The 21,294-nt window shown below is 43.0% G+C and carries 23 protein-coding genes and 2 tRNA genes; 4 read left to right on the top strand and 21 right to left on the bottom strand.

Annotated elements, in window-relative coordinates; all coding sequences use genetic code 11:
- Positions 1-98: 98 nt before the first annotated feature.
- Complete coding sequence (locus OC193_RS07270; RefSeq protein ID WP_048664900.1) at positions 99-389, top strand: hypothetical protein; 291 nt, start codon at positions 99-101, stop codon at positions 387-389.
- Between the two features lie 209 nt (positions 390-598).
- On the opposite strand, the gene OC193_RS07265 is transcribed toward OC193_RS07270, so the two are convergent.
- From OC193_RS07265 to OC193_RS07195, 15 genes are all read right to left on the bottom strand, one after another.
- Positions 599-1,540: a GGDEF domain-containing protein gene (locus tag OC193_RS07265; RefSeq protein ID WP_048664899.1), complete on the bottom strand. Its 942-nt coding sequence runs from the start codon at positions 1,538-1,540 to the stop codon at positions 599-601.
- A 155-nt stretch (positions 1,541-1,695) separates the two neighbouring features.
- On the bottom strand, positions 1,696-2,334 hold the full coding sequence (locus OC193_RS07260) for an OmpA family protein (protein WP_048658597.1): 639 nt from the start codon (positions 2,332-2,334) through the stop codon (positions 1,696-1,698).
- Between the two features lie 8 nt (positions 2,335-2,342).
- Positions 2,343-3,905, bottom strand: coding sequence for a TadE/TadG family type IV pilus assembly protein (locus OC193_RS07255; RefSeq protein ID WP_048664898.1), 1,563 nt, complete (start codon positions 3,903-3,905; stop codon positions 2,343-2,345).
- Between the two features lie 4 nt (positions 3,906-3,909).
- Positions 3,910-4,467 (bottom strand): tight adherence pilus pseudopilin TadF, encoded by a 558-nt coding sequence (tadF, locus tag OC193_RS07250; RefSeq protein WP_048664897.1) that lies wholly within the window; start codon positions 4,465-4,467, stop codon positions 3,910-3,912.
- Entirely contained in the window at positions 4,457-4,939 is a 483-nt protein-coding gene (locus OC193_RS07245) for a TadE family protein (RefSeq protein WP_048664896.1), read from the bottom strand. The genes tadF and OC193_RS07245 overlap by 11 nt, the downstream gene beginning before the upstream one ends.
- A complete protein-coding gene (locus OC193_RS07240) occupies positions 4,926-5,663 on the bottom strand; it encodes a tetratricopeptide repeat protein (protein WP_048664895.1) in 738 nt (245 codons plus the stop codon). Before OC193_RS07240 ends, OC193_RS07245 begins: the two co-directional genes overlap by 14 nt.
- Positions 5,664-5,675: 12 nt before the next feature.
- Positions 5,676-6,518 (bottom strand): type II secretion system F family protein, encoded by an 843-nt coding sequence (locus OC193_RS07235; protein WP_048658592.1) that lies wholly within the window; start codon positions 6,516-6,518, stop codon positions 5,676-5,678.
- On the bottom strand, positions 6,515-7,417 hold the full coding sequence (locus OC193_RS07230) for a type II secretion system F family protein (RefSeq protein WP_048658591.1): 903 nt from the start codon (positions 7,415-7,417) through the stop codon (positions 6,515-6,517). The genes OC193_RS07235 and OC193_RS07230 overlap by 4 nt, the downstream gene beginning before the upstream one ends.
- Before the next feature lies 1 nt (position 7,418).
- The gene (locus OC193_RS07225; RefSeq protein ID WP_048664894.1) at positions 7,419-8,690 is read right to left on the bottom strand and encodes a CpaF family protein; all 1,272 of its coding nucleotides are present in this window, start codon (positions 8,688-8,690) and stop codon (positions 7,419-7,421) included.
- A complete protein-coding gene (locus tag OC193_RS07220) occupies positions 8,687-9,928 on the bottom strand; it encodes an AAA family ATPase (RefSeq protein WP_048658589.1) in 1,242 nt (413 codons plus the stop codon). The genes OC193_RS07225 and OC193_RS07220 overlap by 4 nt, the downstream gene beginning before the upstream one ends.
- Complete coding sequence (locus OC193_RS07215) at positions 9,928-10,407, bottom strand: hypothetical protein (protein ID WP_048664893.1); 480 nt, start codon at positions 10,405-10,407, stop codon at positions 9,928-9,930. Before OC193_RS07215 ends, OC193_RS07220 begins: the two co-directional genes overlap by 1 nt.
- On the bottom strand, positions 10,404-11,774 hold the full coding sequence (locus tag OC193_RS07210; protein ID WP_048664892.1) for a type II and III secretion system protein family protein: 1,371 nt from the start codon (positions 11,772-11,774) through the stop codon (positions 10,404-10,406). The genes OC193_RS07215 and OC193_RS07210 overlap by 4 nt, the downstream gene beginning before the upstream one ends.
- Complete coding sequence (cpaB, locus tag OC193_RS07205; RefSeq protein WP_048664891.1) at positions 11,774-12,598, bottom strand: Flp pilus assembly protein CpaB; 825 nt, start codon at positions 12,596-12,598, stop codon at positions 11,774-11,776. Before cpaB ends, OC193_RS07210 begins: the two co-directional genes overlap by 1 nt.
- Before the next feature lie 22 nt (positions 12,599-12,620).
- The gene (locus tag OC193_RS07200) at positions 12,621-13,046 is read right to left on the bottom strand and encodes a prepilin peptidase (protein ID WP_048664912.1); all 426 of its coding nucleotides are present in this window, start codon (positions 13,044-13,046) and stop codon (positions 12,621-12,623) included.
- A gap of 148 nt (positions 13,047-13,194) precedes the next feature.
- A complete protein-coding gene (locus OC193_RS07195; RefSeq protein WP_017080668.1) occupies positions 13,195-13,401 on the bottom strand; it encodes a Flp family type IVb pilin in 207 nt (68 codons plus the stop codon).
- A gap of 415 nt (positions 13,402-13,816) precedes the next feature.
- Between OC193_RS07195 and OC193_RS07190 the strand changes: the two genes are divergently transcribed.
- On the top strand, positions 13,817-14,710 hold the full coding sequence (locus tag OC193_RS07190) for a LysR family transcriptional regulator (protein ID WP_048664890.1): 894 nt from the start codon (positions 13,817-13,819) through the stop codon (positions 14,708-14,710).
- A gap of 599 nt (positions 14,711-15,309) precedes the next feature.
- On the opposite strand, the gene OC193_RS07185 is transcribed toward OC193_RS07190, so the two are convergent.
- From OC193_RS07185 to OC193_RS07175, 3 genes are all read right to left on the bottom strand, one after another.
- Positions 15,310-15,386, bottom strand: a tRNA-Val gene (locus tag OC193_RS07185).
- A 70-nt stretch (positions 15,387-15,456) separates the two neighbouring features.
- A tRNA-Val gene (locus tag OC193_RS07180) sits at positions 15,457-15,533 on the bottom strand.
- A 168-nt stretch (positions 15,534-15,701) separates the two neighbouring features.
- Positions 15,702-16,364 carry a DUF2726 domain-containing protein gene (locus tag OC193_RS07175; RefSeq protein ID WP_048658548.1) on the bottom strand — a complete coding sequence of 221 codons (663 nt, stop codon included), beginning with the start codon at positions 16,362-16,364 and terminating at the stop codon, positions 15,702-15,704.
- Between the two features lie 272 nt (positions 16,365-16,636).
- Between OC193_RS07175 and OC193_RS07170 the strand changes: the two genes are divergently transcribed.
- Positions 16,637-16,822: a hypothetical protein gene (locus tag OC193_RS07170; RefSeq protein WP_048658547.1), complete on the top strand. Its 186-nt coding sequence runs from the start codon at positions 16,637-16,639 to the stop codon at positions 16,820-16,822.
- A gap of 138 nt (positions 16,823-16,960) precedes the next feature.
- Here OC193_RS07170 and OC193_RS07165 read toward each other — a convergent pair whose 3' ends face one another.
- The gene (locus OC193_RS07165; protein WP_048664889.1) at positions 16,961-18,925 is read right to left on the bottom strand and encodes a tetratricopeptide repeat-containing diguanylate cyclase; all 1,965 of its coding nucleotides are present in this window, start codon (positions 18,923-18,925) and stop codon (positions 16,961-16,963) included.
- Positions 18,926-19,185: 260 nt separating this feature from the next.
- Here OC193_RS07165 and OC193_RS07160 point away from each other — a divergent pair, with 260 nt between their 5' ends.
- A complete protein-coding gene (locus tag OC193_RS07160) occupies positions 19,186-20,292 on the top strand; it encodes a M20/M25/M40 family metallo-hydrolase (RefSeq protein ID WP_048664888.1) in 1,107 nt (368 codons plus the stop codon).
- A gap of 108 nt (positions 20,293-20,400) precedes the next feature.
- On the opposite strand, the gene OC193_RS07155 is transcribed toward OC193_RS07160, so the two are convergent.
- Complete coding sequence (locus OC193_RS07155) at positions 20,401-20,823, bottom strand: DUF3859 domain-containing protein (protein WP_048611912.1); 423 nt, start codon at positions 20,821-20,823, stop codon at positions 20,401-20,403.
- Between the two features lie 78 nt (positions 20,824-20,901).
- Positions 20,902-21,270, bottom strand: a complete 369-nt coding sequence (locus OC193_RS07150; protein ID WP_048658544.1) for an ATP-binding protein — start codon at positions 21,268-21,270, stop codon at positions 20,902-20,904.
- Between the last annotated feature and the right edge of the window lie 24 nt (positions 21,271-21,294).

Genomic DNA, 21,294 nt, shown 5'->3' with positions numbered 1-21,294 from the left:
AAACTCAATTCAAACGACATTGAGTTAAAAATTAACGTCTAATCCCAACTCAACATTTTTATTTTGGCGGATTATTTAAATCCCGAGGAATCGATAACATGAAATTCAATATTATTTACCTCAATGATCGACGTTATAAAATCTACGATATCGGAGAGGGGCAAAGTGTGATGATTATTTTCCATCGAGAGAAAAGCATGGCCGATTTGGAAGATATTGTAAAACGGAAGCTAAAAAAGCACGAACGAGTAATAATTGTCGATCTCAGTGATGACTTCCCTAGTGATATTTCAGAAGTTACTGAAGACAATGGCCAAGCATTGATTGAAGATCTTCATCTTCTTGCTGATATATACTGGCTTGACAACATAGCCGTAGAAAGCGGGTAGCAGGTGCGTGGCTTTGACGACGCTCTAGTTACTTTGACTACTCTATAGCTATATAGACCAATATTTAACTATATAGACCAATATCTAGCTATATAGACCAGCATCTAGATATAACGGGCACTTGGCCTCTACATTTCGGCCGTTATTCACATCCGGTAGAGGCGTTAAATGTAGAAGACGTATAGAAAATAGATAATTCGAAAAATAGACTACGTCTTATTCTTCTTATTGAGATACATATTTTCATCGGACGACTTTATTAAATTAATAATGTTGAAACTTCGAGAATCCGCCGTACCGAAACCATATGAAAAACCTAGAGAAACCTCATCATCGCAGCGAAAACCTTCAATGAAGTCATCGAATTCAGCGTGAATTTTATTGACCAACTTAGAAGCATAACCCGTCTCTTCTGAATGTATGACGACAATGAACTCATCACCGCCGACCCTAGCCGATATAATGTTGTACTTTGAATTATTTTTTATGCATGACGCAAAGCCAGAGATATAGTCATCGCCTTTGAAGTGACCATAGGTGTCATTGATATATTTCAAATTATCCAAATCAAAATATAAACAAACGATCTCGCCATCACTGATGTTTGCTTTGTTGAATTCATGGAAGAATCCCCTTCTATTGAGAAGCGTAGTCATGATATCAAAATGACTGTTTTTGTATAAAATCCTGCTCTCTTCTTTTAATAGGATTTCAGAACGCAATAGAGTCGATATGTTCTCAATCAAGTTAACTTGGCTTTCGGTATATGTTGTTGGGCTTAAATCAAACACTAAGAGCACCGCAAACACTTCTTCATCTATATCCCTAACAGGAACGCCGCAAAAAGACTTATAGGCATCTATTCCTGTTGCAGAGGCGGATTCGCCACCAGCATAACCACTCAAATAGACCGTGCGATTTTCGTTATGCACATACTCACAAAAACAGCTAATTCTGCTCTTATGTTGGTTACACGATATGTTTGAGGAGCTCCACACACTCTCAGAACCAGAGCAACTCAAATCAGAGATCATGATGATGCCCGCATTCGATGCGTCCATTATGTCTCGTATGTTATCCAATATAGATACCCAAGTATCGACATCGATATTTCTTTGCATCCCTTCAGAAGAGAACTTATCAAAAAGCATTAATATTTCTTTAGTATCAGACGGTTAAACTTAATCGAATATTCATTAGTATACGTTGTAACAAAAATCCCAAGAGCGACAATCTAGGCCGGTTATTACCTAGTACTAAGCAGCAACCAAGCACTAAGCACTAAGCAACAACCAAGCCCTACATCCTAATTTTCTAAGTCAGCGGCATCGTTCACAGAGGCCCAAATTTCTGAGCGTCGATTCTTGGCTCTACCCTCTGCGGTTGAGTTAGAGGCGATAGGTTCACTTTCACCAAATGAACGAATAACAAGACGGTTTTTCTCGACACCATCGGCAATTAAGCCATCCGACGTAGTCAGCGCTCTTTGTAGGCCTAGAGCTTGGTTATAACCTTCTTCGCCTGTGCTGTCGGTGTGGCCATCCACCGTAATTGAACTGCCGTTAGTCTTTAACTCACCAGCTAATTGACTCAATGCTTTGCTGCCCATCGGCGTTAAGTTGTGTTGATCAAAACCAAAATGAAGACGGGCCAACAACCCTTGACGCTCTTGATTACTGATCCAAGTCTTACATCCCGATTGATTCATCCCCAGATTAGATTGACTGGCCAAAGTTTGCTTCAACTCGTTGCTATCAGAAGGCTGCTCTATTTGTAGAAAGCTCTGTCTATGCTGTGCGATGCCGACGACATCATCAACTCTTACACTATGCTGATATTCACTGGATGCCGTGTCGCAATAAACGTTGATACCTTCTTCCGCATTAGCGATAAAACTAAGTTGCAATGTCGATAGGACGATTGAACTGATCATTAACTTTTTCATATTTTCCTCTAGTACAACTTAGTGATTCCGCTTGTTTTTGAGCCTTTACGGATGAGTTCTTCTATCTTTTCAATCAATTCATCTAGGTTAGATACATCGATAATGTCTTCATTTGGATCGACAACACAGTCTTGAAATCCACTCTGTTGGGACGCTCGAAAATCGATACCAATAACACCTATGTATAAGCCCGGTATCTCTTCTCTTGCTTTGTCACACATACCTCTGTCGACTAACCCTCTGAGGATGCCGTTATCAGGACTTTCCTGCCCATCACTTAAAATGAGCAGCATCTTGATTTTTTTGTTGTAAGCCTGTTGTTCTTCTTGATCGGAACTGTTCGGGTCACCGTCATGGAGAACTTGAGAACCTCTCAAAATGCCTTGAAAAGCAGCCGTACCACCATCTGCCCACATCGAATTAATCGGATTCAAGTCTGAAAGCTTGTTCGATAGGCGAATGTTGGAAAACTGCGATGAATCGGAAGAACCATGCGCGTTAAATAGACGAGTTCCACTCACACCATAGAAATCAGGCTGTAACCCCGACTTATCAGTAAACATCGTCGACACTGATGTCGATAAATCTACATAGTTGTATACGTCAGCAACTCGGTAATTATCTTGATTAATCACATCCTTGATACGTTTGGCGTACTTTTGATTGTCCGATTTTGGGTTTGGGCAATATGATTTCCAGTACGCACAATCAAGCACATAATCTTGCGAATAGGTACGCCAGTAATCCCAGTTAACATCGTTGTAAGAATAAGGCGATACGTTGGTTTTATAGTTATCTTTGTAGCTCAATTGGCTTGTCGCGTTGGCTCTATTACCCGAGACAATTTCCCTCGTTCGAACGTTAAATGGCACAAAGCCAACTCGGTTAAGCAGCTTGTCTCCGGTGGTATCTTCTCCGGGCTCATCACAAACGTATTTCCACTCTCCATCGACATAGTCCTGTTTAATCGATGTGCAAAGAATTTTGCTGGATATTTCATCGATGGCGGTTTTCAAATCGTCGATTTTTCTGTTTCGATTTGAACCCCATCTGTCGTTCATTGAACCGGAAAAGTCCGACACAAAAACAATGTCGATGTTGTTATCACCAAGATACACCGGGTACTTTCTCGCTAACGAACGGCCCGCCAGGTCTTGCTGCTCATCAAAAGACGGGATAAAGCTACTCGCAAACCAAGAGTCGTGTGTCGTCTTGGCATTCACTGTGTATTGGATGTATTCAAGAACCCCAGCACCCTCGTCTTCCGCTTGGTGGAAACGGTCTGCAGAAAGGTTGGTTGATTTGATGTCTCGAACATAGTTTTCGACATACTTGGTCGCCAATCCACGGGCCTGATCCGGTTGATCTTCAATAGTCACTGCTATGGCTGCAGCCTCTGCGGAATCTCGTAATCGACTGGTCTCTTGAACATAACGTGTGCCTTCAACCGCCCAAAAGGTCATGCCCATGATTGGAACAAGCAATAAGCCCATCCACACCGCGGCAACCCCTTGTTGTCTTTGGAGCCTGATATGCTGGCGATTGATATGACGCCCATACTGCCTTTTCATTTCATTATCTCCCTGGCATTATTGAAGAAGAGCCAATCTTAACGGTGGTACTCGTGCCACCGTTGAAGAAGGGTTTGAACCAAGAGCTTTCCTCTTCACAAAGACTGATTCGGTACAATGGATACACAACCCCCTTCTCTACAGGCGCTAGATCCGCATGATCGAGAATCGAATCGGTTTGGCAATTTAAGCTTCGATACTTGCTGGTTGAGAATTCAGCGACATTCGTTTTATTGGTCAACGCTTCAATCTTGATGGCCACATTGTCTACTGGTGTATTGAGCATTCGGCTTGCTACTTTCGTCATGTCTTCTAACTCTGCGTTGGTCACAGATAGGTTCGTTCCTGCCAACACATCGGCTTCAAAATAACGAGTACGCTCTTTGATAACATTGACTAAGGCAAAGCTGGATCGATCAAGCTTGGCACGTGCGAGCAATTGATAGCTCAAGTCAGCCCCAAACAGATAAACGCCCCATAAGGCCACAAGAATGAAAACTAACTCAATGGTGTACGAGCCTTGCTGGCGTCTTTTGGAAAGCACGCATTGCTTACGGAGCATCATCTTTCCACCCCTCGTGCTCTAAGTTCAAAACCATGGTGCGTGAGATATCTCTGTCAACGGCACCGGTCAGTTTAATTACGGGTGTGTAGCGGTAAGTCACTGTAATTTCTGCCAAGTCATAGTTGAAGTTCAAGCCTTGATCTGAGTGTCCCCTGTTCGCGATAAAGTCGTCATAGGTTTTGAAGTACTGACCCGCGATAGAAAAACGAGAGCTATCAATTAAGAAACTCCACAGGTTGTCATCGTCTTCAATTAACGACCTAAACTTATTCTCGTACTGTTCGTTGATCCCTTTACCTTCATAGATTTTGGTATTCCTGATAGTTTCTCTCAGCGAATACTCGGTCATGTTCACAACGTAGATTTGGTAACTCGATTCGAAGATCGCAAAGGTGGCAAAAAACAGAACAAGCGCACCTAATACAAACTCAATCGCCGTCACGCCCTTCTGCTTGTTAAGACGCTTCATCATTAACTCCCAATTGAGTCAATTCAGCAGCGATGTTCTGAATCTCTTCTGCTGAGAAGTCACCTTTGAGCAACTTTTTGGCCGAGTCAATTTGCTGAGTTTTCATCAGAGCAATAGCCAGATTAGCTTTAACGGTTTTATTCGCTGGGTCTTCTTTTAAAACCGGAGCCAATGTTTGAATCGCTTGTTGGTACTCGCCATTAGCCATTTGAATCATTGCGATGTTGTTCTTAACGACGACATCGTCATAACCGCGTAAACGTGCTTGGTTGAGCTCTTGTTGTGCTTCATCGTATTTCCCAACTTTGGTGTAAGACACACCAAGCAAGACGTGAATTTGCCCTGCTCTATTTCCTGCCTCGATAGAAGTTACATATGCAGCAATCGCACTTTCAATGTCATTTTTTGCATCAAACACTTGCCCTTCTAACTGGTACAAGTTGGGATTTTTAACCCCCTCTTTTTGCAAGTGTTGAACATAGAAGTCAGCCGATTCGATATCTCCTTTGTGAAAATATGCCCAAGCCAGTTTTTCTTTCACCTCTGGATCTTCGAAGCCTTGCTCTAGCTGGGATTTGTAATAACTAATCAAGCCATCATAGTTCTTCACTTTTTCCATACTAGTGACATCGGCAAGCTGTAAGTCTTGTTGTGACGGTGCCGATTGACACCCCGTCAACACACTCAACGTGAGCAAAATGAAGCCGATACGTTTTCCAATCATTCTTAATTCTCCCTAGATGCTCAATGTCATTTGCATGATGCTCGGCGCGAGAATCAGGATAACGATCGGGAACATGATGAAGAGGATCAAAGGCACACTCATCTTCGCAGAGAGCTTACCCACCTTCTCCTCAACAGTAAGAATTTGCACTTTTCGCATGTCTTCAGCGAGATCACTTAACACACTCGCCACAGATGTTCCGTATTGCAGGTTTTGGATAATCGTCAACACAAAGCTTCGTACTGGTGGCGTTGGGATGCGTTCACTCAGATCATTGAGCGCTTTCTCAAGTCCGTGTATTTTCGCCGAATCGGATGTACGCTTGATTTGGTAACAAAGGTCTGAGTCAAACTCAGCAAGCTCTTTTCCCAAATAGACCAATGCGGCTTCAATCGTCATACCGGTTTGCACACATACCGACATCATGTCGAGTAAATACGGCAGTTGAGCTGAGGTTCTACTGATCAACATCTTGCGTCGCATTTGCAGCAAGGTATCTGGCACGACGATGACGGCAATCAGCGAGAAAATAACGACGAGCAACTTGTTAGTTGATGTCATATCCCCCAACAGCACCAACCCTGAAATCAACGCCAATACCAATAACTTGGCAGGGAAATAAAATTTCGCCCATTCGGTGTTGTAATAGCCCGCCTCAATCATCTTTTGCTCGAGCTCGTGTCGATGCTCTTTACCAAAACGAACAAAAAATCGGTTTACACGCGAAGGTGCACGAACAGCATCGTCTCCAATATAGAGCGCAACTTTCTTATGTCGTTGCTCTTTACGAATCGAATCGACAATTAAAAAGAGTAACGAAAAGAACAGCACAATAAGGGAGGCCAGTAACATCATGCGCGTACTCCTCTTACTAATAACCAAACAATGAACAAACCAAAAAGCTCACTACCCAACACGTAAAACAATATGATTCTTCCCTCTGGGTCATAGAGAACAAAATCCACATTAGCGGGATTAACGTAGTTGAGAATAATCATAAAAATCAAAGGAATGGCTGCAACGATTTTGGCTGAAATTCGGGCTTCCGACGTCATCGCCATCTTCTTTTTCTCAAGTGTTCGAGAGTCAACCAAAACCCTAATCAGACGAGCTAACACGCCCTTTAGTTGCCCCCCGCGAGCGATGTTTGCCCTGATCGTCACGGTAAAGAACAGAAACTCTGGGTACGGGTAGTTTTTGCATGAGCGTTGAAGCACCACTTCTGGAGACTCACCTAGCTTCAGTCGCTCTCCCATTAGCTTGAACTCGCGCCCAATGGGGTTGTGCATCACATCACCCACATAACTAATGGCTTGCATTAAACTGTCACCCGCAGTAACCGCACTCATTAGGATATTCAACGCATCAGGGAACGTATTCTCAAAGTCTCGACGCCTTCTTGTGACCAGAAAACGATAGCCGAAAAAGGTAAACATCAAAGATGAACCCAGTACCAGCCAAGAATTGGTGATGGATAGTAGATCAGTAACGATGTACCAAGACGCGATAAGACTGCCCGTTATATATAAGGCGATGTACAACGACGATCTCGGGCCCAACACCATTAATGTTGGTGAGATGGAATCTTTGAATTTTTGCCAGCCTTGCTTGCGTACCAATGACTTCACGTTAATCGCATTAAAGTTTTCAGCTTCCGCTTCTTCGATATTGAAAAATTGGTAGACCTTTTTGACCTTTGAATCTCGGATCAAAAGCAGCACAAACGCAAATAGGATTAATGAAATCCAAAGCATGCTATGCCCCCTTAAACGCGGCGATGAGCTCATCATAGAGCCCGAAAAATTGCGCTTTTTTCACAAGCTCAGATCGTTGCATAATGCCGTCGGTGACGAATTCGCCTTTAACAGTTTCTCCGTAATGCGCATCGTCATAACGAAAGCGATAAATCTCTTCCATCACTACGCTCTCACCTTCAAGACCCACGATTTCAGAGATGCTCGTGATCTTGCGAGACCCATCGCGCAGCCTGTTAACCTGAACAATCATTTGCACGGCACTGACGATCGTTCTTCTGATCGCATCAAGAGGCTGATTTAGGTTAGCCATCATCACCATCGATTCAACACGAGCAATCGCATCGCGCGGCGTGTTGGCGTGCAACGTAGACATCGAACCATCGTGCCCGGTGTTCATGGCTTGCAGCATTTCGAACGCTTCAGAGCCACGACACTCACCAAGAATAATGCGGTCTGGACGCATACGAAGTGCATTGATCACTAGCTCACGCTGAGTCACCGCTCCAGTTTGTTCAACACTCGATGTACGTGTTTCGAGTCGAACCAAGTTAGGTTGTTGCAGACGCAGTTCAGCCGCATCTTCAATGGTGACAATACGTTCATCTTCGGCAATGTATTGAGATAACGCGTTAAGCAATGTCGTTTTACCTGAGCCAGTACCGCCAGATATCAGTACATTGATGCGGCAGCGAGAAGCGATCATCAGCACTCGCGCCATGTCTGGAGACATAGACCCGAAACCAATCAAATCTTCAAAGCCAATCTTCTGCTCTCTGAACTTACGAATAGAGATAGATGTGCCATCCAATGAAATAGGCGGAATCACAATATTCACACGGCTGCCATCTTCAAGCCTGGCATCGACTGTTGGAGAAAGCTCATCCACTCGTCTTCCAACACGTGAAGCAATACGTTTTGCTATGGCTAACAACTGCTCTTCATTCACAAACGAAACTTCGGATTTTTTGACCTTGCCGTGTCGTTCGAAAAAGATGTTGTTTGGCCCATTCACCATGATGTCGGAAATGGACTGATCTTCGACCAAAGGCTGCAAAGGCCCCAAACCAAACAGTTCATCGATTAAGCTTTTCACCAAGCCTGACTTCATCATCGAAGTGATCGGCCTTTGGTAGCTGTTCGCGAGCAAATCTACCGCTGCTTGTATCTGGGATTCGAGGTCTCGGCGGCTCATTTTCTGAACCGCTTCTGCATCTAGGGCTTCAAAGATTTGGCCACGAAACGCGAGGTATAAGTCTTTATTAGAACTCATTTAGCACGCACCTTTTTCAGCCAAGAATTCATGCCCTTCTGATCCATAGGTTGACCATTAATCAGCTTCACCAGCTGCTCCATAGAACGACTGATATGGCGGTCGTGCTTGTGCCCGCGTTTACCATCAATAATGATGTGCGCTAACGCTTTGCAGTAATCCACTTCTAGATCGACATTGGCGCCCAAATACTTGGTAAGGTCGGGCTTTTGTAAAACGTAAGCATTTTCCGGGCGGTGATAGTTCACCACTGTTATCACGCGCGTGCGGGAAGATAACGAAAGCTGTAAGTTGGACACTTTCTCAAACAATCGCTTCGCACTTCTTACCGAAGACACCGACGCATCTAAAACCAGTACCACCACATCAAAGTTTTCTACCAAGAGTTGAGGTTCAACTTTGAAATCCACACCACCTGAAAAGTCTTCAATAATGAAGTTAGCGTTACGCGCTAACAACTCACACAAAGTTTGGTTGTAATTAAGAACATCGGTTTGACTCATGTCGCCATCAATCGCCAACAGACGTAAATTCTTGCGAGCGTTAATTAAGTAACTCAGCGCTCCTTCTTCATCCATTTCATGCAATGGCGCAGTAAACTCATCAATGGTTCTCGGCTTAAAGTCTTTTAGCCCAAGCAAAACGTCAATATTGGTATCGGCATATTGATGGTCGACAAGAATCGTGTCCGAGCCTTGAGTCGACAACAGTGAACCCAACTCAGTAGTGATAAACGACGCACCTACGCCACCTTTAGCGCCGACAATCGCTACTCGCTTAGCTTTACGTTTTTGGCTCACACCAGAGAAAGTCTTAAGGTTCTTGCTCACGTGAGTTAAGAAGTCCGCAAACTCCTGCTTGTTCACCGGCCAGAAAACGTAGTAAAAACCCATGTCTTTGAGCGAACGCAGCGTAGAAATGGCGTCCTCTTTGCCAATCACCACGACCCCTTTGTGTGTAGGCAGTTTGCTAGCAAAGGATTTAGCATCTTCAACAACATTGGTTGATTCGTTTAGCTCTAGAATCACAATGTGGCTGCTTTGTTGCTCTGTCAGTTTGGTTAAACCGGCTTTGGCTTTGACACAAGCAGGATCATTCCATCCTTCAAATCGAAAGACTTCTTGAACAAGGTCTAAACACTCTTGAGATTGATAGAACAATGTACATCCGGCAACACCTGTCGCTCCGGTCTGAACTGGCTTGGCCTTGGTTGTTAATGCTTTCGTTAGGTCAAACATTATTGCTCTCCTACCAAACGAGACTTGTAAGCCACTTGCTTCAAACGCATCGATTCAGCAAAGCAATCTTGCTGCCTCAACCGAACGTGAATCTGCGCTGGTTTGCATTCTTGAGTCTTCAAACGCGTTAACGTCACCTGAATATTGAGATCAGTAGGCAACAATTGAGCGCTTCGATACGTCACTCTTTGTGGCGCGATAAGGTGTGAAGGATATTGTTTAAAGATCGCCTGCAACATCTGTTTGGTGCGGGGAGATTTGTAATCCACGACATAGGTCGCTTCTTTGTCCATCGACTCAATATCTTGAATTAAAGCAGTAATCTGTTTGGTCGTTTCAGCGCGGTTTTTCATCGCAAACTCAAAACTGTGGTGCTCTTTGTACACCAAGGCTTCAGAACCCTGTCCGACAAAGTATTGCTCAGAGGCGCAGCCGAAAAGTGACGTGGTAAATAACGCCATCAATAATAATTTCTTCATTGGATAAACCCTCCTTGCGACAACAGGCGAATCGTTGCATCAGATGACGTCACCGACTTGCCATCCCATTCGACGTTAAGCCAACGCGCCAATGTAGAGGTCTTTTTGATGTAAGGCAGCTGAATGTCTTTCGGCTTAATTGGCTCGACGAGATTCACGGTAGCAACGATGATCAGCTCAGTTCGCTTTCTTTCTGTGGTTGCTTTTCTGAATGCAGCACCAAGTACAGGAATATCGCCAACGAAAGGGATTTTTTGCATTTTTTCCAAATCAGCACTGCTCATCAAGCCACCAAGAACGAAGCTGTCGCCATCGGCCAGTTCAACGGTTGTCATGGCACGTCGTGAAGCCAATTGTGGGACTTTGATTCCTGCCGCTTCAACATAACCTTCGACTTCGCTCACTTCAGGCGCTAATTGCATGCGGATCTTGTCTTGACTAAGCACTTTCGCCGTTAGGTCGAGTTTGATGCCGAACTCTTTGAATGAAATGTTGACGTTGCTGCTGGTAGAAACGATAACGGGCACTTCGCCACCCACAAGAAAGCTTGCAGATTCACCAGATAACACGGTTAAGTTAGGCTCAGCCAATACCTCTGCAATCTGATCATTGCCTAACGCTGTGATTAACGTGCTCAGGTTTGCCGCATCGAACTGGTCGAAAACAAATTCACCAACACTTGAGCCCACAGAACTCCAATCAACACCAACGGTTTGTCCAAACGATTCCGTTACCTGAGCAACTGAGATTTTGACGTTCACCTGTTGAGTGGTCGCAACTTCAATACGTTCGATGATCCCTTCCCACGTCATATTGCGGGCAAATACCATGCTTTCGGGTTCTTCGTAATTTGAGCTGTCAGATTTAAATTCTAGCTTCTGAGTTTTTTCCCATTTCTCGGTTTTTTCTCGTCCCAATAGAGTCGCTACCAAACGATAGATGTCGTCACGAGTCGCTTCGGAATCAACAAGGCCACTGACAGCGACTTGCTCTCCTACAGACTGAACCTTGACCTTAGCGTCAGGGAAATGAAATTTGAGTTGGCGTCTAATATCCGTCAGATCCAAATCGACAATAATACGATCGGACAGCAACACCTCATCGTCAATTCCATAGACAATTAAACGTGATTGCCCAATGCTATTGGCGAAGACTACCAAGGTGTTGTCGTTGATCACTTTGTAGTCAACGATATCAGGGTTATTGATGAACACTTGACCAATCGGGCTTTTGAATTTGATGTGCTGACCATCGTTGAGCGTGATTGAGCGATCAGCGGCAAAAGCGTTTGTTATAGAAAGTAAGCCAATCAGCGGCACTAGAATGGAAGCAAACAGTACTTGCTTGATTCGATGGTGAATCATCATCACAAAGCCTCTCTCGGGTTGCTCTCGTTACCACGTAACTCAGCAATCCCGGTATAGTTATCGATAATATTGCGCACCTCTGCATACTCAGGTTGCGTGTAGGTTTGGCTTCGGTAAATTTCGATGTGCATTGTTCGTTGCGCTAATGCAAGTTTTGGTAACTCGTCGGGGCTAACTTCGATGACCACCGTAGTCAGTCCATCCTCTTTACTCGGAGCGCGAGCGGTAATTGAACTGTCGCCAGTTTCGTCATTTCCGATGTTGAGGACTTTGACATTTTTAAGAAACATCGAGGCCTTCACCCCTCGAAAGCGCTTTGGCTTATCGATATTTCCAGCCAAGTTGGCATTAGGAGAACTCACTGTGAGAATATCGATGTACGAACCTGGTCGGATGTAATCGTTGATTAGGTTTTTATCACTGACTTTAAGTGGGTATAACGTCATGCCTTCTGTTATCAAAAGATCTACATATCCTGGCTGTCCTGGTGTCACTTGATATTCAGGCAGTACCACCTCACTGGCGTTAAGGTCGCGATTTAACAAAGTGGAAGGAGCAAAGCTGATTTGAGCGTCTTCTCTAACACCCAGCGTTAAAGCTTCACTTAAAGGAAGCTGTTGTTTGACGACACCTTGTGCGTCGATTGCACGCCCTTTTTCGTAGGCTTTGGTGGTCATCCAAACGGCAACATGTTTTTCATTTTTTTCAATGATCGTTTCAGCCGCTACTTTCGGTTGGGGCTCACTCTTGAACAGGTCGATAACGCCTAGCGCACCCACGATTAAGGCAGCAATGGCCACAAGTAATACCAGTCGGGATCTCATAATGTGCTCATTTTTTGGAGGTTCATATATGTGGCGTAGATTGAGTTAAAATTACTAAGTAAAATCCAATGCTAATTGCTATTCCATATGGAATACCCTCTTGGTTATGGGCATTTCCTCTTATTAATTTTTTACTTATTAGATAAGTAAGCGCTAAAATACCACCAGCAAAAGCCGTCAGAATATACGCCAATAATAAGTCATCAACAGGGATGGCAAGAGACAAAATAACGACGTATTTAATATCACCCGCTCCAATCCAAATCAGCTTATAAAGAATAAGTCCTCCACCTAACATCAGTAAAAAACTCATAATTTGGATATCTAATGGGGATATGAAACACTGCAAGAAGAGTAGTACGAGCAAGGCGTAATTTTGTATCTTACGATAGAGAAAATCAGTAGCCGACGCATATATACTCAATATTGCCAAAGTCACTAAATACAATTCATGACTAAAAATTGGAAATACCACCTAAGTTTGGTTAAAACAAATCTTATTTTACACCGTAAATTAACCAAGCCAGACCAATGTAAACACAGGTCTGGCATGAATATCTCTCGATATCTTCTACATTAGCCAATAAGGCTTGATGTTAGCTGCTAGCAGTATCAATAGCCGTAGCTACATCTTCAAAAGCACCTTCTAGCTTACCAATGAAGCCATCAGCACCTACCGCTGTAGTTACTAGCACAGCCATTGCAACAGCAATAAGACCATATTCAATCGCAGTTACGCCGCGCTCATCGTTCTTGAATTGTGATAAAAACATGCTTGTTTTCACGTATAGCTTAGTAATCATTATTTGTTCCTATAAGGGCTGTTGAAAATTCGTCGCCATTATAATTAGCCCACCCACTCTGGGGAAAATACCCCCTATCGACTTTATCAATAGGTAGAGCGAAAATTGATCAAAATAAAAACACTAAAATTAAAAGAAAACGTAACAAATCTTTTATCAACAATGAGTTACAGTTAAAATCACTGTCAGAAATCTATATTAATTTAAATTTATAAACTTGAAAAAGTAAGATGTAGCTCAATCTTTTTTGTTATATACAACTTATATAACCTTTAGACATAACCCAATTGATAATTTATTAGGCTTTATTATTCATTATAAAACCTGTTGAAATACAAGTATCATCACGCTATTGTTCTTCGAATCAACAAACAATAATAAATATAATTTCTTTGTGTCAAAGGTTAGTCGAATCATGAAACTACATTTCGAAAATATTGTTTCGTTCATAGCAGTAGTTGAAGAAGGTTCATTTAGCTCTGCTGCACGCAAGCTTGGAAAATCACAGTCAACAGTTAGCACAGCTGTTCAAAATCTTGAGTCAGACTTAGGTTTCAACGTATTTAATAGAGAGCACTCTAAAGTCTGGTTAACAAAGAAAGGGGAACGCCTATTCCAATTATCTTTACCTGTGGTATCAAAATATCGGGAATTAATCACCGTTGCCCAGCAGATGAATATATCTGACCAGATAGTTTACCGCGTGGGTATCGATCCATTGGTGTTCAATAAAAACGTAAAGAAGACACTACTAGCATTCTCGGAAGCATTCCCGAATGTAGACTTACTTGTAGTGACGAAACCCAGCTTCGTGTTAGGTAACTATATAAACGAAGGGAAGATAGACCTAGCGTTGGGTAATCCTTACCACAAGACCAATTACGACTTCAACATCGAGGAGCTATTCCACGTTAACTGCTGGTGGGTGGCTCATGAAGACTTAGTCACCTTAAAGTCTCACGCACCGTCACAGCGAGTGCTATTAATGGACGGTTGTGAAGAGCTGCTTAACTTGTCTAACATCGCAGCATATAACCTATGGCGGCTCGATGATTTAGGAACCATCATCGATTTATGTAAAGCTCAAAAAGGCATTGCTTTTGTACCGGGGTTTCTTATTGAAGGTAATATCAAAGAACATAAACTTAAGGTTATTACCGATCACCCTGACTTTTTTGGTAAACGAGTTATTGCTTCCCTTTTCTGGCAAATACATTCTGACTTTAGCTTGTTTAATCAGTGGATCAAAAAGGAGCTACAAACCAGTACTCAATATAAACAAACATTTGTTGCTGATTTAGCTCAATAACGTTCTCGTAAAATCTGGCAATTACATTCTGTGTACATTAGCCAGCTTCGGGGTTAATACAAGTAAAGCTATACATCTTGATATAGTTCCGAAACGATCCATAGATAATAAATATGATTGGCGTCGTTATATTTTGTTTATTCTATAGCTCATCAATCAAAACTTAACGACAGCTATAACCTTTCATTGCTTCGATTTAATTGATAGAAACAACTTCAGAGTATTTATCGCTTTACTCGTCATTTGTTGATCGCGAAATCTAGATTTAAGTGCTTGGTAGTAAATCTACGAGAGTGATTGTCGATTGGTCGTCTACAAGCTCACTACGGGGTTATTTAGGATAATACCCGCATCTTGCCACTCTGGGGCGACTTAGCTTTCGCTTAACCTCATACAAGCGATTTAGACAGGCAAAAGATAGGTTGATGAAAGAGACTACACTCCCCTAGATACAAGCCTAATTAGGTCTACAACGCCAGCTAGCAAGAGACACAGGGAATCACAAGAACTGGAAGCCTGTATATGAAATATGAGAGGAATTATAGGCACAAAAAAGCCCACACTAGGTGGGCTTTTTGCTTGTTCATAAAGAACGAATTTGGTGCCCGCTACTGGACTCGAACCAGTGACACCTTGCATGTCATGCAAGTACTCTAACCAACTGAGCTAAGCGGGCGATGTTCTAATTTTTTATTACTACCATTGTGACAAACTCAATAGTTATGCAATAAAAACTAAAGAAGGAATGGTGCGTCCGAGTGAACTCGAATCACCGACCCCCGCCATGTCAAGGCGGTACTCTAACCAACTGAGCTACGGACGCATTCCTTTAGAACGAGGAAGATATTAACGACTGATTTATTGCGGCGCAAGTAGAAATTACACTTGAATCAACCGTTTGCTCTTATTCGCACCAATACGTTGAATTTTTAGACGTGAAACGTAAATAAAGTTGAGTTACATCACACTAAGTATTGAGTGTTGCTTTACGTTATTCCTCATCTACATCGAATACAACGTTGTAGTTTTCGGTATAGGTACAGTTGGGCTGGCGGCTACAAGTGAAGAATCGTCGACCTTTGTAATCGCCTTGGCTTGCCAGTTTGATGATCATCGGGCTACCACATTTCTTACAAAATCGAACTTCTTTGGATGGTTCGATTAAATCAATGTGCGCTGCCAGTAACCTCTTCAAACGGCTTACTTGGTAGCTGTGTTTAATCGAAGCACCAATCAAAGGTAAACCTGCCGATTTACAGACGTGAATCAGTAGCTTTTCGCGGTCGACCTTCCCTTTATTGAGCTCTTTACCGTTATCGAGTTCGATGATCACACGGGGTTCTAACGTTCGTGGGTCGCAGACGACAAAATCAAAGTAACTACGAGAGATCTTGTTGTTGGCGATAAACCAATTCTTCTTGTTGTTCGTCTTAGCAGGAACAAGTACGTTCGACATGCTGACTTTGGCAAACACTTCCCCATGGTTACCCACAGCGGATTTAAGCGCATTATAGAATGTCGCCTGTTGCGCCGACATCAACGCCCCTTTCTTCTGATAAGCATGGTCTTTGGTGTCATCATGTTTCACCACATACTTTTGAATAAAGTAAAAGAATACAACCAGAACAATTACAACGATAAAGATATTAGTCATTTTCCAACACAATCAAGTCTGCATAGGGATTAAGAGATTGGCTAGCGTATGTAGAAAAGCATCACCTGGCAAGCAAAAGAGCGAGAGTTACCAACCAGAATCACGACCTTTGAGCGCTGCAATCACCGAGAGCTCGCTCCCACGCTAGACACATCTCTCCTATTTGATATTCAAATCATCAATTACACTCTAGATTGATTTAGATCAATTTACCTTAACTTGTGATCAACTAGTCTGAAAAACGTTAGGCAAATGTTAATAAGGAAATTGATATGGAACTCAAACAAGACCCAAGATGTTATACCGATGTATGTGTAGACGGTAAGTGGTTCCACTATGACCACTGCGGAACTCGAGCTTACATGTTAAAAGGTGGCGCTTCCGCTGTTATTGAACTAGCAAGAGAACCTTCTACAGAGGGCGAACTGGTTGAAATGCTGCAAGGCGTCGCTAAATAACTCATATAGATAAACTCGATATACCGCTAAGTAAACCACACCTTTAACTCAAACTTTGATATTAGCGTTTTCAGAGTATCCCAGAAGCCATTCTTATCTCTCGAAGATCAGAATGGTTTTTTGTTTCCTGATGAGCGATTAATTTTCAACGATGATAACTTGGTTCCTACCCGACTCCTTCGCTTGATATAATGCATCATCCGCGGCTTTGAGGTACTTCTTGCAAGTATCATGGTTGAGTTGCTCTTGAGTAATACCAATCGACGCCCCTATCGATGTGGTGAGGTTTAAAAAGCCGGAGTGTGTATCAATTGGCGTTTCAGAAATAGCTAAACGGATAACGTTCAACTGTTGCTCAGGCTCAATGGAACCAGACAACAGCATTACAAATTCTTCACCACCCCAGCGAGCCACGACGTCATTCGGGGATAAATGTTGTTTTACTCGCCTTGCTACTTCCACTAAAACCTCATCACCAATATCATGGCCAAAAGTGTCATTAACGCGTTTAAAATGGTCAAGATCTAGAATAACCAGACTGATTCCAAACTGTGAAGTATTAAATGACATTGGTTGTGTTAGAAGTTGTTCCAAGTAACGTCGGTTATATAAGCCTGTCAGTTCGCATCTTGTAGATTGCTTGAGTAACTCTTTGTTGGTCTTCTGGATCGAGCGCAACCTTATCAAAAGTAATGTGGCACTTATCATCACCATGATACCCAAGGCGACAACAATTCGATTCCGTAGCTGCTGCTTATCTAATGTCAGCTCACCAAGCTCCTTCTCTGCATTTAGCAGTTCATTCTCTTTAGCTAAAGATGCCGTTGCAAAATCTTGTTCGAGCAAGAAAATATCGCTCTGTCGCTTGTCAAACAACAGTGCCTTGTTACCCTTGTAGTAGAGCTTAAAGTAGCGAAGCGCGTTCTCGCTGTCGCCTCTCGAGTCATAATATTCTGCGAGTGTTCTTAAACCGAGGACTTTCCAGCTGCGAGAGCCAACAATATCGAACATTGCATGCGACCGCTTAAGATCAGCAAAGACAAAATTGTCTCGATTCAAACCAATGTTAGCTAAGGCTCTGTTTAAATAACACTGACCCAGTTGAAGTGTGTATTTGTCCACTCCCGGATATCTAAGGCACAGGTTTGCGACTTGCCGTGCTGACTCAAAGTTCTTTTCCGCCAACAACACATCACTCTCTGCTTTTAACAAGATAATTTTGTATCGCTCGCTGACGTTATCGCCATTGAGTTTGGCGGCACTTTGATACGCCTCTCGGCCTTTAACTAACTCACCACTTCGCAGATAGGCAAAAGACTCATTCACATGTAACACACCGATGGTAGAAGCTTCGAGGAGCCCGCTGTTGTAATAGAGTTTTTTGGCTTTTTGAATCAGCTCGAGCGCTTTAGGCCAATCTTCCAAATAGATATAAAGTAATGCCATGTTAGACACTAACTTGCTGTTGTAGATGTGATGAGGGTACTTCTTGCCCAGATCTAAGCCTTTATGGAAAAAGTATTGAGCCTCAGGAAAGTCATTGCGGATATTGTTGATGACACCAGCCGTATTATAGGCCTTAATCAACAACTCTTCATAGTGGAGCGATTCCGCGATATCTATCGCTGCTCTGATTTGGATTTCAGATTCCGCTAGCTCCCCTTTACTGATGTATTCGATCGCCAATTCAACCAATGATTGGGCCTTTAGCCAACCCATGTGTTCGTGTTGTGCGAGTGCTTTAATCTGTCTGACGTATTCTGAAACCGCTTCGGTATCCAACTTATGTTGCGCGAGGTTTGACAGAATCATCAATTCGTAAGCACGATAGATGGCTTTATCTTGGTCTGGAAACTTGGCTTGGAGAGCCTCAAGTTGTTGGGAAGCTAAATTAGGGTCACCACGAGATACATCGAGAATATCAATCAATGTAGATCCATACTGAGAGAGTAATAACTCTTTCTCGGGACTATACACACTCGGATTTTCAGGGCGAATATGCTTTAAATCGTCATCATAAGTTGGGTAGAGCAAATACAACCCAAGTACAACGCTCATAAGCACGACTAGAAGGAATGAACCTAACACATTGTTTCTATTCATTTATAAGTGCCATTATTGATTGCATTCCAATTTTATCGACGGGTTTTCAAAGCGGTTAAACATTATACCCGACAGATATACAGATTAAAATCCTGCGCATCGGTGGATCTGAGTTGGGTTTTTCTCATTAATTAGAATAATCAGGCGACTTTCTTGATTTAACTCAGACAATCATCTATCTCATTGGCGTTATAGTGATTTTCCTGTTCCTACCTCCGCGGCTTCTTTTCGAACAAGCGGAAGCATAATGAGAATTAACAATGACCCAAATTAATGAACAACGTCTAGTCAACCATTTCTGTGATCTTGTGAAAATCGATAGTGAATCACGCAACGAAAAAGCTATCGCTGAAGCGCTGGCTGAGCAGCTAGGCGAACTAGGCTTTGACGTACACAAACTGGCAGTTCCGGAAGAAGTATCGAACGGTTTCAACATCTACGCACGTTTAGATGGCACACTTCCAGGTAGCACAGTATTCAGCTGCCACATGGACACAGTAACGCCAGGTATCGGCATTGAGCCAATCATCGAAGACGGTATCATCCGTTCAAAAGGCAACACGATCCTAGGCGGTGACGATAAGTCTGGTATTGCGGCTATCATGGAAGCGGTTCGCGTAATCCAAGCTGAAGGCCAAGCACACAAAACGATTGAAATCGCATTCACCGTATTCGAAGAAGGCGGTCTATTCGGTTCTCTGAACTTCGATATGTCTTACATCCAATCTGAGCACGCTATTGTGCTAGATACAGGCGGTCCGATCGGTACTATCGTAAATGCAGCACCTGGCCAACAAAAAGTCGTTGCGAAGATCAAAGGTCGCCCTGCTCACGCTGGTTTAGCACCAGAAGAAGGCATCAGTGCGATTCAAGTGGCAGCAGACGCTATCACTAAGATGAACCTGCTTCGTATCGATGAAGAAACAACAGCAAACGTGGGTATTGTTGAAGGCGGTCAAGCAACTAACATCGTAATGCCAGAGCTTAAAGTCGTGGCTGAGGCTCGCTCTCTAAACGGTGAAAAACTAACAGCACAAGTTGAACACATGATCTCGACATTCCAAGAGAGTGCAAAACAGTTCGGCGCTGAAGTAGAAATCGAATCAACGCGCGCTTACGATGCATTCGTTATTGCAGACGATCACCCGCACATTCTTTCTATCAAATCAGCGTTTGAGAAGCTTGGCGTAACAGCGAACACTAAACGCACTGGCGGCGGTAGTGATGCAAACAACTTCAACGCGAAAGGCCTAACAACAGTTAACCTTTCTACTGGTATGGCGAAAGTTCACACCACTGAAGAGTACATTGCAGTGAAAGACATGGTCGCTATAACTGAGTTTGTTGTGGCTTATGTAACGCAATAATCGAATCCATTAGTTAGGTAGTCACTTCTATCTAGCACAATGAAAAAAGCCGAGACATCATCACGATGCTCGGCTTTTTGCTGTTTAGGTGAACATGGAAGGTCGAACCTAAAACCCCCTACGCTTCCAGAATTGGCCTTCGTCTTTTGCTACTAGGTCGAATGTCTTGTCGGCGATGATGTTGCCTTTTAGCTCAACCGTCATACGCCATTTTCCTAGTTTGTTCGAGACAGGTGCCCAGATAGTGTCACCTAAGTAGAAATCCCAATCATTGTTGCCGACATACTCTTCACCATCGAACGGTTCGAGCACTTCACCTTTGTCTGTGGTGATGTTCGGGTGATAAATGCAGTAACGAATCTTCTCACCTTTGGCTTTTTTTATATTCAGGATATAGCCAAACTCCACGTCGATTTCAGCATCAACGATGGTGGTGAACTCTTGGATTTTTGGAAGATCTTTAGATTTGGAATCCCATGTAGAATAGATACCATAAGAAGTCATGTCGACCACAACAGAGCGCTTTGCCATTTCAATCGTTACCTTGGAGTTGTTCTATTAATTTAATTCTATTTACCATACAGCCATGCAAGCAGAGGAAGAACGAGGCTATTCTTGCCAATCTTTCGACATACGCTTAATCACAGACGGTTCGATGTCGTGAATAGTGCCATATTGCTCTCGGCAGACTTCGATAATCAATTCTGCTTTATATTTGCGTGCTAGTTGGCGGTAAGCCTTCATTTCCCAGTGCTTAATAAAGGTATTTGAGACCACGACATCAAGACCTTGCTTTAGACCATTTTCAGCCGTGTTTTGGCACCACTCATGTGCCTGTTGCAGCTGTCTAGGGTCAAAGTGATATTCACCTTGCTCATTCACATAATACATATCGGCTTCAACGTGTAACGCATCGTAGGTTTTGGCTTTTGTTGACTTGCCCGAACCAGGCAACCCTCGAATGAGTATTAACTTCATCTGTCACTTTACAGGCTAATTCGA

The organism is Vibrio crassostreae, assembly GCF_024347415.1.
Classification (GTDB): Bacteria; Pseudomonadota; Gammaproteobacteria; order Enterobacterales; family Vibrionaceae; genus Vibrio; species Vibrio crassostreae.
Note: the sequence above shows the minus strand (reverse complement) of the source record. Positions and strands in the feature narration are given on the sequence as shown.

Excerpts from the sequence above, each read along its gene's own strand:
- OC193_RS07260 (WP_048658597.1), bottom strand. The coding sequence starts at position 2,334 with ATGAAAAAGTTAATGATCAGTTCAATCGTCCTATCGACATTGCAACTT.
- tadF (WP_048664897.1), bottom strand. The coding sequence starts at position 4,467 with ATGCTCCGTAAGCAATGCGTGCTTTCCAAAAGACGCCAGCAAGGCTCG.
- OC193_RS07190 (WP_048664890.1), top strand. The coding sequence starts at position 13,817 with ATGAAACTACATTTCGAAAATATTGTTTCGTTCATAGCAGTAGTTGAA.
- OC193_RS07270 (WP_048664900.1), top strand. The coding sequence starts at position 99 with ATGAAATTCAATATTATTTACCTCAATGATCGACGTTATAAAATCTAC.
- OC193_RS07235 (WP_048658592.1), bottom strand. The coding sequence starts at position 6,518 with ATGATGTTACTGGCCTCCCTTATTGTGCTGTTCTTTTCGTTACTCTTT.
- OC193_RS07225 (WP_048664894.1), bottom strand. The coding sequence starts at position 8,690 with ATGAGTTCTAATAAAGACTTATACCTCGCGTTTCGTGGCCAAATCTTT.
- OC193_RS07175 (WP_048658548.1), bottom strand. The coding sequence starts at position 16,364 with ATGACTAATATCTTTATCGTTGTAATTGTTCTGGTTGTATTCTTTTAC.
- OC193_RS07230 (WP_048658591.1), bottom strand. The coding sequence starts at position 7,417 with ATGCTTTGGATTTCATTAATCCTATTTGCGTTTGTGCTGCTTTTGATC.
- OC193_RS07265 (WP_048664899.1), bottom strand. The coding sequence starts at position 1,540 with ATGCTTTTTGATAAGTTCTCTTCTGAAGGGATGCAAAGAAATATCGAT.
- OC193_RS07160 (WP_048664888.1), top strand. The coding sequence starts at position 19,186 with ATGACCCAAATTAATGAACAACGTCTAGTCAACCATTTCTGTGATCTT.
- OC193_RS07170 (WP_048658547.1), top strand. The coding sequence starts at position 16,637 with ATGGAACTCAAACAAGACCCAAGATGTTATACCGATGTATGTGTAGAC.
- OC193_RS07245 (WP_048664896.1), bottom strand. The coding sequence starts at position 4,939 with ATGAAGCGTCTTAACAAGCAGAAGGGCGTGACGGCGATTGAGTTTGTA.
- OC193_RS07210 (WP_048664892.1), bottom strand. The coding sequence starts at position 11,774 with ATGATGATTCACCATCGAATCAAGCAAGTACTGTTTGCTTCCATTCTA.
- OC193_RS07155 (WP_048611912.1), bottom strand. The coding sequence starts at position 20,823 with ATGGCAAAGCGCTCTGTTGTGGTCGACATGACTTCTTATGGTATCTAT.
- cpaB (WP_048664891.1), bottom strand. The coding sequence starts at position 12,598 with ATGAGATCCCGACTGGTATTACTTGTGGCCATTGCTGCCTTAATCGTG.
- OC193_RS07240 (WP_048664895.1), bottom strand. The coding sequence starts at position 5,663 with ATGATTGGAAAACGTATCGGCTTCATTTTGCTCACGTTGAGTGTGTTG.
- OC193_RS07215 (WP_048664893.1), bottom strand. The coding sequence starts at position 10,407 with ATGAAGAAATTATTATTGATGGCGTTATTTACCACGTCACTTTTCGGC.
- OC193_RS07150 (WP_048658544.1), bottom strand. The coding sequence starts at position 21,270 with ATGAAGTTAATACTCATTCGAGGGTTGCCTGGTTCGGGCAAGTCAACA.
- OC193_RS07220 (WP_048658589.1), bottom strand. The coding sequence starts at position 9,928 with ATGTTTGACCTAACGAAAGCATTAACAACCAAGGCCAAGCCAGTTCAG.
- OC193_RS07165 (WP_048664889.1), bottom strand. The coding sequence starts at position 18,925 with ATGAATAGAAACAATGTGTTAGGTTCATTCCTTCTAGTCGTGCTTATG.
- OC193_RS07255 (WP_048664898.1), bottom strand. The coding sequence starts at position 3,905 with ATGAAAAGGCAGTATGGGCGTCATATCAATCGCCAGCATATCAGGCTC.
- OC193_RS07195 (WP_017080668.1), bottom strand. The coding sequence starts at position 13,401 with ATGATTACTAAGCTATACGTGAAAACAAGCATGTTTTTATCACAATTC.